Genomic DNA, 9,378 nt, shown 5'->3' with positions numbered 1-9,378 from the left:
CGACCAGGCTGTGCACGACCCGCGTCGGATCGCGCCGATCCGGGAACACCCGGGCCAAATTGTCGGCCAAGCCGAGACGCCGCTCGGCCATCGCCAGAAGCATCACGCCCCCGTTCGAGGTCAGCCGCCCGCCATCGAAGGCAGCTGTGACTTTCTTGGCGTGAACGGAGAAGGGCAGAATCGTATCATCGGTCATGGCGGGCCTGGTGTTCGCGGCTGAAGGTGATGGGGTTGGCTTTGCAACCGAATCCTACGCCGCATCAGCGCTTTACACCACGCTCGCCAGCCTCTCAGGCGCCTCTGACGAATAAGACGGGCTAGAACCATGACGATTGCAGACGAGCATGATGCAGTCCCGGTGCAGGCCAGGCTTGTCGGCGCCTGAACGAGACGCCCGTAGTGCATGGGCGATCCAGTATTTGATTTTGCTGAATGTCAGAAATGTTTCTGTTCGCGGGTTGCCAGGTTCGAATTCTGCCGAGATCGCCACCCCACTCCCCCGATGAAACCATTTTCCAGAAGCCGCGAAGCCGGCCGGAAACAAAGGCGGCCTAGCCTCCTAGCATTGGACCAGAGGGGATTCGGTCATGTGGGATTTCATCAACGAATTGTATCGGGATTTTTGCCTGTCGCGCCTGCAGGAGATGCGGAAGCTCGAGCATCACGGCTGATCGGGCGGCGTATGGACAACGATCAGCCGCTGGCCGGCGCCATTCTGACGGCGATGGTGATTGCCGCGGTCGTGTGGGCAACACTTGGACCTCAGCCAGTGCACGAGAAGGTCAGTCACGAACACCACGCGATCGCCGGACGCTAGAGCCCGTATGACTACGGATCGCTCGAACCTTGGCCCCGGCCTTGCAGACATAACCCTACTGGGATTGCGGGCCCAGATTGAAACAGGGCGCCGCCGGGACAAGGCATTTCGAGCCCGGCGGCGTATTTTCTCGGGACGCGCGCATTGTCGGTGATCCGAACGGCGTGGCGGCACGCCCCGGCCGATCCCTGCCCTTCGCTCTTTGCTCTTTTCAGCTGCCGCGCGCTGACTTGCTCGCGCACTCATCCGGATCATCGCTGACGCCACACCACCGGCACGAACAAGAGATCGTGGTCAGCATCGTCGACGAGCCGCTAGGCAATGAACGGTCATAATGACTTCGCCCCGCATGCCGCGTCAGATCGGGACGCGCAACGAAGGTCAGTTGGCAGCCGTACCGCTAACGACGCGTTCTAAGGCTCTCTTAACCACAAGCGCATGACGCGCGCGGGGCGATGGCGCGATTGCGCACCCATTCGCGTTGTACAGCACCATGCGTAGAACGGGTCATCTGATCGTCCTCGCCGCCTGTGGCGCGGCCATCCTCGCTGCGCCGATCCGAACCGCCGATGCACAAGAGGTGCAGGTCGGAACGCTTGCGTGCCGGGGTGGCCCTGACACCGGGTTCATCGTGGGCCCGATCACCAATCTCGATTGCGTATTGCACGTCGATAGCGCGCCGGACAGTCGCTTCGTTGTGGCCATCAGGAATCTCGGCGTGTTTATCGGCGATCAGGACGTCGCATTGACCTGGAAGGTGATGGGACCAGTGCCGTGGCTCGGGAGCGACGATCTCGCCGGTGGCTACACCCACCCCAGCGGCGCCGGCGTCAATGTGCTGGCCGGCGGCACCAATTCCCCTGTTACGCTGACTCCGTCGAACGAGCACAATGGGGCGGCCCAGCCAGTGAGGATCGAGAGCCTGGAGATACGGCCGATGGATCACTGATCACCGAGCGCGCGACCGCCAAAATGCACAACGCCGTCCGCTTGAAATATATGCGGACGGCGTTGGCCCTAGCCCCAGGAAGGTGATGCAAAATCCTGACGGCGCCAACTATGTACAATTTGTGCCAAAGGCGCATGTCCCAAATTGGCTATCACGGGACGCCCGAATTGGAACTCGTTGCCCGGGAATGCGGCAATTGCGCCTATGTGCGGTCCCCGCGCGCGATGCCGCGGCTTCGGCGCGTCCGTTCATGTGAGAGGCTTCACAACGGTATCGCAGACCGGGTGCTACACTGCAGGAATTCTTGCAGACATTTTTTCTGACCAGTTTCATGGCGAGACTTTTGACGGTTGCGGCAATCGCGCTTGCTGTTCTGGCGATGGTGCGTGGCCAGCCGAACACATTTGTTCCACTACCGACGAAGCCGATGCCGGCCGTTCTCATTCCGTGATGTCATGGGCCATATCGAACAGGCAATGTGTCTCATGCTGCTCTGTGGGTGCCTGAGTTCTTGTCCCGGATGGGCCTTCTACGAGATCGAGCTGTGGCGATATCGGCAGCGTGACGAGCTGACCTCGTGCGTAACGCAATGAAGTTCGTCGTACCGCAGCCTGGAGAACGCAGATCGCGTTTGAGCCGCGGCAAAATTCCGCGCGCAAAAAGCACAACGCCGCCCGCTTGAAATAAATGCGGACGGCGTTGGCCCTAGCCCCAGGAAGGTGGTGCAACATCCTGACACTCCATGTCTGCATGTCGGCCGCCAACGAGCATGGCCCAAATGGGCTATTTGAAGAAACAGAAACGAAGGTAGGTTAACTGCGGGGTGCCGGTGACGGTGCCCCACGACCAAAGTGTCAACTTGGCCTCAGCGTGGCCCACGCGCTGGGGCCTTTCTTTTTTGATGGTCACGGCCCGTCCGAAACCGCATTCGGTTCTTATCATTCAGCGCACGCAATTCTTCCGTAGTTCTCCGTGCGTGAACAAAGTTCCGATCGCGCTCGAGAGGCATGCTCGGTGCGTCGCCGGTTCCAATTCTCACTGTGATCGCTCGCGCCGCTTCGCGATTTCTTAATCGGCAATTGCTTCCTCTGGGAGATTGCGAGCGCCCGCGCTGTTCATCGATATTGGAATTGTCATGGAAGATTCCGTCCAGGTCCGTTGCACACGCTGCAAGAACGTTTTTCGCGATCGCGCGAGGCGACTGCAGAACGGTTACACGCGCCAGTGCCCGAGCTGCGAGATCGTCCTGTTCTTTGATGAGGACTCGCCCGATTCAAACATCCAGCGAGCGATGCGATTGGCGCGGCGCGCACGAAAGGAACTGCGTGAAAGCGAGGGCGGGAATCCGAGAAAGGCTGCAGCCGCTCCGCGGCAATATAGCGGCCGCTCGGTATCGAACGCCCGGGGCATCGAAGAAGAGGACGGCGATTGAGCCGCCGCCACTGGTGGCAGTTCGACTAACCGCCCAGGCCGACACCGGACGAAGCATTGTCAAGCCATTGGCGGGTCGACTCATCACTCCAGCCGGGAACCGCGAAGCGCGCCCGCGGCGTCACGTCCACGGACGAGCGAGCGGTTGCGGGTTGGCGTGCGTGGGAATGGCGCTTTGTTGCGGCGGTCGCCGAAGCGAACATGATGATCAACAGGCCAAGTGCCAAAACAATGCGCATCGCATTTGCTCCTGACGATCATCACGACCACGCCGAGAGTACGATCACCTCGTCCGTTTGCTCGGCGCGGCGACCGCGCCTGGCGGGCGTTCGGCCTCCGGCACCAGCCATTCGGTGATGAAACGGTCGGAGGCGTGGATGTCGACCTGCAGGAGGCGTCCCGGCCCGGGATTTTCGAACGTGTGGGCCGCATTCGGCGGCGCCACCACAACCGATCCGGCGGAGGCCTCGACGTCCCTGCCCTCGATCGTGAACCGCGCGCGTCCCTCGAGCACGACGAAGGTTTCAGCATACGGGTGCCGATGCAACGCCGGCCCCGGTCCGGGCGGCATATCGACGACGATCACCGAACTGTCGGATCCGCTGATCCGCCCCTCGATCTCGCTGGCAGATCCGAGCTGCCAGACCTTTAGCGCGTCGATCATGCCGTTCTCCAATCGCCGGATCAGGACCGTCGCTTGGCTTCGACGTAGCGCTTGAAATTGTCGAGGATGGCCTGCCAGCCGCCGCGCTGCTGCTCGACCGAATGGGTGTCCTCGCTGTCGAAGGAGACCTGCACCTTGACGCCGCCGGCCTCGGGCGTGAACCCGATCTGGGCGGTACGATCGCCGAACGAATATTCGAGCAGCCGGGGTGCCTCGACCCTGGTGTGTAGGTGCCGGCGAAATCGAACCCCATACTGCCGTCCTTGGCTTCCATCCGCGACGAGAAGGCGCCGCCGGCGCGCAGGTCGACGGTCGCGGCGGTGGTGTGCCAATCGTCGGAGGCCGCGTTCCACTGCTTGATGTCGTCGGGCGTGGTGTAGGCACGCCAGACATCCGCGATCTCCGCGGCAACGGTTGTTTCGACGGCAATCTTCATGTGCGTTCCTTCGTCCGTGTCACGTTGAGCCGATGCGCCCCGCGCGTCCGGCGGCGGCGCTGGACCGCGGACACTCTACTAGGGCCACTCGCAGCGATCCACAAAGGCGCCCTCAGGACCAGATCGTCGCACCTGCGCGGACCGCCGTGAACATGAGGAGACCGGGCACGCCATTCAACGAACCAAATGGTGCGCGGCCGGCACAAGAATTTCGTCAGGAATGACCGTGTAAGGAAGGCGATCCAACGCCCGGAGAGGACGCCATGCGGAACCTGAACACTGTCCTGAGCAAGCTCAACGACCGCCTGCTGCGGCTCGAAGGCGAGTTGTTCGTGCTGCGATCGATCGCCCGGGCCGCCCTTACCGCCGGCGACGAGTCCGCCGTCCGCACCCGCAAACTGCTCGAAGGCGCCAGGCTTGCACTATCGGACGAGGCCGAACGTCCGCTGGACGCGGCAACCGAGAAATACGTCGCCGCAGCGATCGCCATGGTCGAGGAACTGCTCGAAAATCCCCGCGAGGCAGCGCCGCTGTTCCGCGTGATCGACGGCGGCAAGCGGGACGATTAGCACACGCCTAGCCCGCGGCTTGTACGGCCGCATGATACGCCTCGATCGTCACCTTTGCTCTGACGGCGACATCCGCGGCCGTCATGCCCGGCTTGTAAAGGCTGCTGCCGAGGCCGAAGGCGCGGACCCCCGCCTTCACATATTCAACGAAATTCTGATCCGAGACGCCGCCGACCGCCGCGATCATCAGACCCGGCGGCAGCACGGCGCGGATCGCGGCAATGCCGGAGGCGCCGAGCACGCTGGCCGGGAAGAATTTCAGGCCCGAGGCGCCCGTGCGTGCCGCGAGCAGCGCTTCGGTCGGCGAGAACACGCCGGGCATCGTGACCATCGCGTGGTCCCGGGCCCGCCGCAACACATCGACATCGACATTCGGCGACACCATGAGGCGGCCGCCGGCGTCGTGCAGGCGATCGACGTCTGCGGTGGTGAGCACCGTGCCGGCACCGATCAGGACATCGGCCGGCGCCCGCTTCACCGCGATCTCGATCGAACGGAACGGCTCGGGCGAGTTCAGCGGAATCTCGATCGCGGCCATGCCTGCCTCGAGCAGCGCGCTCACAATACCCAGGACCTCGTCCGGCTTGACGCCGCGCAGGATCGCAACCAGCGGACGCTTCATCGGCGGAAACGGAATGCTCATGGCTGATCCCCTTCACTTCTTCCAGATCGCCGCCGCTGCGCCAGCGAGCCCGCGGCGAACCGCCTCCTCCGCGTCCACGATGTTGACCGGAATCGAAAGGCGTTCGAGCGCGATTTGATAGAGCTGCTGCAGGCGGCCTGATGCAATCAGCGTGACCGGCGTTGCCGGTTCCCGTTCCGCAAGCCCCGCCGCGAGCTCAACCCCGATCAACGTGCCCGAGATCGTCTCGCGCGCCGCCTGGGCGCTGCCGCCAAACAGCAGTTGCCGGGATCGCACGCGAAACAGCAGATTGGCGGATAGCGCCGGCGCCGCGAACGCCTCCGCGACGGCCGAGCGGAACGCATCGCCGTCAACCGCCTCCGCGGCGCCCGCAACGGCGTGTGACAGGATGGTGTCGCGTGCGATCGCGCTGAACAACTCGCCGGTCATGAAGGTCCCAAAGCGTTCGACCGTCCCGCCACGCAGGCGCACCCATTTGGAATGGGTTCCCGGCATGCAAACCAAGGCCTCGCCCGGCGCGTCGAGACCGAGCGCACCGAGCAGCTGGGTCTCTTCGCCGCGCATCACGTCGGGGATTTTGGCATCGCGCTGCGCGATCCCTGGCAATATGCGGATGTCGCGCGCCTGACCGCCGACCACGACCGCATGTGTGAGGACGTCGGAGAGATGCGCCGGCGTGTCGATATAGCCGGCCTCGACCCAGCCCTGCCGCGCACCCGCCATGCCGCAGATCACGACCGGCAAATCGGCCGCCACGCCGAGCGCGTCGAGATGGGATTGCAGCACGGACGCAAAGCCGGTCTTAGAGCCGTTCTTGGCGGCTGCGGTCATGCCCTCGTCGCTGCGGCGCTCGCCGAGCGCCTGGCCCACCGCGTCGATCAGCCAGAGGCGGAAGCTGCTGGTGCCCCAATCGACCGCGACATAGCAAGGCCCGCTCATCGAGCTCTGTTCCAAGCTTTCAGGTTCCGGCGCGACAACGCCGCTGCCCGGACCCGATAACGGCGTTCATCGCGCGGCGCAAGGTGCGCTGCGCGCCAGCAAATGGCGCAGGCCGTGATCGACCGGGCCGCCGACGCCATCAACGTCGCAGCACGCGCAAGCACGCCCGTCAGCCCCGGCTCGCATCAGTGAAGACGCGGATCGACTACCGCGCGCCCTTCAGCGTACAGGAGGTCGTGCAGGTCGTTACATTGCCGCGGTCACATTTGATGCAGACGTTAACGCACTGATCCATGACCTTGGGATTGTACTGACTATAAAGATTGGCCGCACAGCTGTTGGTCGATCCCGTGACCTCCGGGTCGGACCAGCAAGCGGACAGTAAAAGTGCTGCGGCACTGAAAATGGCGACCTTGCGCATAAGGCCTCCTGCCACGCCTAAACCCCCAGTAACCTTGATGGGTTAGGTTAAATTCGGGTTTCAATTGCGACCTTATTCGGAAGCAGTATTGCTTATCCACCGGACATTTCCCCAAGGTCCGGGCCCACACCGGCAAGGCCGCCAGGCGACCCCGCCTGGCGGCTTTGTTGCCAAGCAATGCACAAGGATAGCAGCAAGATGGCCCGAAAGCCGCGCTGGTCGTTCAAGGAGGACCGACGACTGATGGAACTGGCGCGCTCCTCGAAGTCGTTGGAAGAGGTCGTGAAGGCGACCGGCCGTTCGCCGGAGCGAATCAAGAAGATGGCGATGCGCCTCGGCCTGTCGATCAAGCCGCGCAGCACCGCCAAGAAGTAACTGACCAGCCGCCGCAGGGGTGGCCCGGCCAATTACGGTTCCGGACAATCGTCCTTCGCCCGCACCGGAATCGCCTCCCGCACCGGGATCGCCTTCACCTCAGCATCCGCCTCGGTCGCACGGGTGCACGTGGTCAGCACGAAGGCCACCCGGTTGCACTGCCATTCCGGCCCAAGCCCCGCGCTGGACACCGGCTCGGGCGACGCCAGCGTCAGCAATAGATACGCGACCAAAACGCCACCCGCCGCGCCTGCGGCAGCCAGCGCCGCGCCCTTTCCGGACCACAGCTTCGACATCATGGCCTTGGTTCCCGCCGATCCCTGGGGATAGATGACACTGCCCACCTGTCCACCTGTGACTGGAATCACAATCAGGACCAAACAGTTCAGGCTGAGTCTTTACGCTGGATGTGGGGTCGATATTGCACTGCCGCAAGACAGGGTCAGCGTGCGGGCTCGATCACATTACAGTTGGTCCGGCCCGACATCAGGCAGTCCTGCAGCTTGCTTGCCGCGGTGAGCTCATGCGCGAGCCACAGACCGACTCCGAGCATGACCACTGCGACCAGCAGTCCGATCAGCGCGCCACGGCGGCTGCCACCGTCTTCGGATTCGCTCATGCTCGCTTCGGTTCCAGATTGCGCTCGTCTCGCATCATGACCGTTTGCACGGTGGCGTGCGATCAATTCTGCAACAGTCGCACAATGAAATGCGCGGTCGCAGCTCGCGGCGCTGTAATTCCGTTGCGGGCTTCCGCGACTCGCGAAAAACTGCTCGCTGAAGTGGAGCGCGTGTGCGGGGCGTGCCGGTGAGCGAACAACAAGCGACCTACGACTATCAGCGTTACAGGCAGCTGCTCTCGGAAGCTGTCGACGAGACCAGCCGGCTACGGCTGATCACCCTCCTGATCACGGAAAAGGCCCGCGACAGGCTGGAAGCCCAGCGCGCCTCGGACCGCAACGCGATGACCGCCGAGACGGTCGCCAGGGTTCTGGGCAACGGGCGGCGCGAGCAGTTCCAGCGCGGCTAGAGTTTTCGGCAGCTTCGGTGACCAACCACTCACCACGCCGGCATCGGACGCGTGCGAACACCGCGATCGGTCATTTGCTGTCCGCTCATATCTCCTTTGCTCCACAGCCCTCCGTTCACCACTGGCCTTTTCGTCGCCGTTCACTTATTGAAACGCCGAACCAACCCCATCCATCACCCGAATAGAAAGCAGCAAGGCTTCGTCTATGAGTGGCTTCAAGGAACCAGGTTTTTTCGACCGCCAGAAAGCGGCCCTACAGGCGCGGCAAGACCTCCTCAACAAGTTTCGCTCCCAGCCGGGTGCTGACGATCCGGCCGTGAAGGCGCGTGCCGAAGAGCGCGCGGCGATCGCCGACCGCCGCGCCAAGGCCAAGGAAGCCCGTGAAATCGAGAAGGCTGAGCAGAAGCGCCGCGAGGAAGAGGCCGCCGCAGCCGAGGCCGCGCGGATCGCACGGGAAAGGGAAGAGGAAACCGCAAAACTGGCCGCGCTCGAGGCCGATCAGAAGGCCAAGCGCGACGCCCGCTACGCGGCACGCAAGGAGCGCGGCAAGAAGAAGCGCTAAGGCGTAACCAGGCCCGCCACCATGGCGGGCCTGCGAATGATGAGCGGTGGCGGCGGTCAGTTCTTCTTCATGCCGTCGTCTTTCTTCATCATCGCGCCGCCGTCCTTCTTCATGGCGTCGTCCTTCTTCATCATGCCACCATCCTTCTTCATGGCATCCTTGGACATCGTGTCTTCCTTCTTCATCGCGTCGTCCTTGCCCATCTTGTCCTGAGCGAAGGCGGCCGGCGCCAGCGCCAGGCTGAACGAGAGCAGCGCGGCGGAAAGGCCGAGGCGGGTCTTGGTGGTCATGTTGATGATCCCTTGTGTGGTCGAATGTGAGCGCGACGACTTGCCGCTGTCTACTCGACGCACTTGCGCCGGCCGTTGTTACCTTCAATAACAAATTCTTGAAGCATCGCGGCGCGGACGCCCGACGGTTCGTCACGTGAGGGTTGGAGTCGCGACGCCGGCGCACAGTGTGCGCCGCAACAACGCCAGGACTTGCGATCAGGACTTGCGACCAGGACTTGCGGCCACATGTCGGCTCGCACTATCAGGGCGC

General features: G+C 63.3%; 16 protein-coding genes and 1 pseudogene. 7 read left to right on the top strand and 10 right to left on the bottom strand.

Annotation, left to right across the window (positions count from 1 at the left end):
- Window positions 1–196 (bottom strand): transposase (locus K359_RS0119740; protein WP_029080892.1); only part of this gene is annotated, 196 nt, incomplete at its 3' end.
- Between the two features lie 486 nt (window positions 197–682).
- Between K359_RS0119740 and K359_RS65825 the strand changes: the two genes are divergently transcribed.
- The 3 genes from K359_RS65825 (at window position 683) to K359_RS0119715 (ending at window position 3,198) form a co-directional block, all read left to right on the top strand.
- Complete coding sequence (locus tag K359_RS65825) at window positions 683–817, top strand: hypothetical protein (protein WP_256375167.1); 135 nt, start codon at window positions 683–685, stop codon at window positions 815–817.
- 493 nt (window positions 818–1,310) lie between these two features.
- The gene (locus K359_RS0119720) at window positions 1,311–1,766 is read left to right on the top strand and encodes a DUF992 domain-containing protein (protein WP_029080891.1); all 456 of its coding nucleotides are present in this window, start codon (window positions 1,311–1,313) and stop codon (window positions 1,764–1,766) included.
- 1,135 nt (window positions 1,767–2,901) lie between these two features.
- Window positions 2,902–3,198 carry a hypothetical protein gene (locus K359_RS0119715; protein ID WP_029080890.1) on the top strand — a complete coding sequence of 99 codons (297 nt, stop codon included), beginning with the start codon at window positions 2,902–2,904 and terminating at the stop codon, window positions 3,196–3,198.
- Window positions 3,199–3,223: 25 nt separating this feature from the next.
- Here K359_RS0119715 and K359_RS0119710 read toward each other — a convergent pair whose 3' ends face one another.
- The 3 genes and pseudogenes from K359_RS0119710 to K359_RS52435 form a co-directional block, all read right to left on the bottom strand.
- Entirely contained in the window at window positions 3,224–3,436 is a 213-nt protein-coding gene (locus tag K359_RS0119710) for a hypothetical protein (protein ID WP_029080889.1), read from the bottom strand.
- 44 nt (window positions 3,437–3,480) lie between these two features.
- Window positions 3,481–3,861 (bottom strand): cupin domain-containing protein, encoded by a 381-nt coding sequence (locus K359_RS52440; RefSeq protein WP_051346211.1) that lies wholly within the window; start codon window positions 3,859–3,861, stop codon window positions 3,481–3,483.
- 20 nt (window positions 3,862–3,881) lie between these two features.
- Window positions 3,882–4,297 (bottom strand): annotated as a pseudogene (locus K359_RS52435) (SRPBCC domain-containing protein).
- Between the two features lie 263 nt (window positions 4,298–4,560).
- Here K359_RS52435 and K359_RS0119695 point away from each other — a divergent pair.
- The gene (locus K359_RS0119695) at window positions 4,561–4,866 is read left to right on the top strand and encodes a hypothetical protein (RefSeq protein ID WP_021079283.1); all 306 of its coding nucleotides are present in this window, start codon (window positions 4,561–4,563) and stop codon (window positions 4,864–4,866) included.
- A 7-nt stretch (window positions 4,867–4,873) separates the two neighbouring features.
- On the opposite strand, the gene K359_RS0119690 is transcribed toward K359_RS0119695, so the two are convergent.
- The 3 genes from K359_RS0119690 to K359_RS58910 form a co-directional block, all read right to left on the bottom strand.
- A complete protein-coding gene (locus K359_RS0119690; RefSeq protein ID WP_029080888.1) occupies window positions 4,874–5,509 on the bottom strand; it encodes a 2-dehydro-3-deoxy-6-phosphogalactonate aldolase in 636 nt (211 codons plus the stop codon).
- Window positions 5,510–5,521: 12 nt separating this feature from the next.
- Window positions 5,522–6,448 (bottom strand): 2-dehydro-3-deoxygalactonokinase, encoded by a 927-nt coding sequence (locus K359_RS0119685; RefSeq protein ID WP_029080887.1) that lies wholly within the window; start codon window positions 6,446–6,448, stop codon window positions 5,522–5,524.
- A 205-nt stretch (window positions 6,449–6,653) separates the two neighbouring features.
- Window positions 6,654–6,869, bottom strand: coding sequence for a hypothetical protein (locus K359_RS58910; RefSeq protein ID WP_084518454.1), 216 nt, complete (start codon window positions 6,867–6,869; stop codon window positions 6,654–6,656).
- Between the two features lie 198 nt (window positions 6,870–7,067).
- Between K359_RS58910 and K359_RS63330 the strand changes: the two genes are divergently transcribed.
- Window positions 7,068–7,244, top strand: a complete 177-nt coding sequence (locus K359_RS63330; protein ID WP_165123721.1) for a hypothetical protein — start codon at window positions 7,068–7,070, stop codon at window positions 7,242–7,244.
- A gap of 32 nt (window positions 7,245–7,276) precedes the next feature.
- Here the strand turns inward: K359_RS63330 and K359_RS61340 are convergent, their stop codons facing one another.
- Together K359_RS61340 and K359_RS63325 are read right to left on the bottom strand one after the other, a co-directional pair.
- Window positions 7,277–7,543 (bottom strand): hypothetical protein, encoded by a 267-nt coding sequence (locus tag K359_RS61340; RefSeq protein ID WP_198031158.1) that lies wholly within the window; start codon window positions 7,541–7,543, stop codon window positions 7,277–7,279.
- Window positions 7,544–7,686: 143 nt separating this feature from the next.
- Complete coding sequence (locus K359_RS63325) at window positions 7,687–7,863, bottom strand: hypothetical protein (protein ID WP_165123723.1); 177 nt, start codon at window positions 7,861–7,863, stop codon at window positions 7,687–7,689.
- A gap of 188 nt (window positions 7,864–8,051) precedes the next feature.
- Here K359_RS63325 and K359_RS0119660 point away from each other — a divergent pair, with 188 nt between their 5' ends.
- Together K359_RS0119660 and K359_RS0119655 are read left to right on the top strand one after the other, a co-directional pair.
- Window positions 8,052–8,273 (top strand): hypothetical protein, encoded by a 222-nt coding sequence (locus K359_RS0119660; protein ID WP_029080886.1) that lies wholly within the window; start codon window positions 8,052–8,054, stop codon window positions 8,271–8,273.
- A gap of 205 nt (window positions 8,274–8,478) precedes the next feature.
- Complete coding sequence (locus tag K359_RS0119655) at window positions 8,479–8,835, top strand: DUF6481 family protein (RefSeq protein ID WP_029080885.1); 357 nt, start codon at window positions 8,479–8,481, stop codon at window positions 8,833–8,835.
- Window positions 8,836–8,891: 56 nt separating this feature from the next.
- Here the strand turns inward: K359_RS0119655 and K359_RS0119650 are convergent, their stop codons facing one another.
- Complete coding sequence (locus K359_RS0119650; protein WP_016842498.1) at window positions 8,892–9,125, bottom strand: pentapeptide MXKDX repeat protein; 234 nt, start codon at window positions 9,123–9,125, stop codon at window positions 8,892–8,894.
- Window positions 9,126–9,378 lie beyond the last annotated feature (253 nt).

The organism is Bradyrhizobium sp. th-b2 (assembly GCF_000426785.1).
Taxonomy (GTDB): Bacteria; Pseudomonadota; Alphaproteobacteria; order Rhizobiales; family Xanthobacteraceae; genus Bradyrhizobium; species Bradyrhizobium septentrionale.
This window is presented reverse-complemented; position numbering and strand designations above follow the sequence as displayed.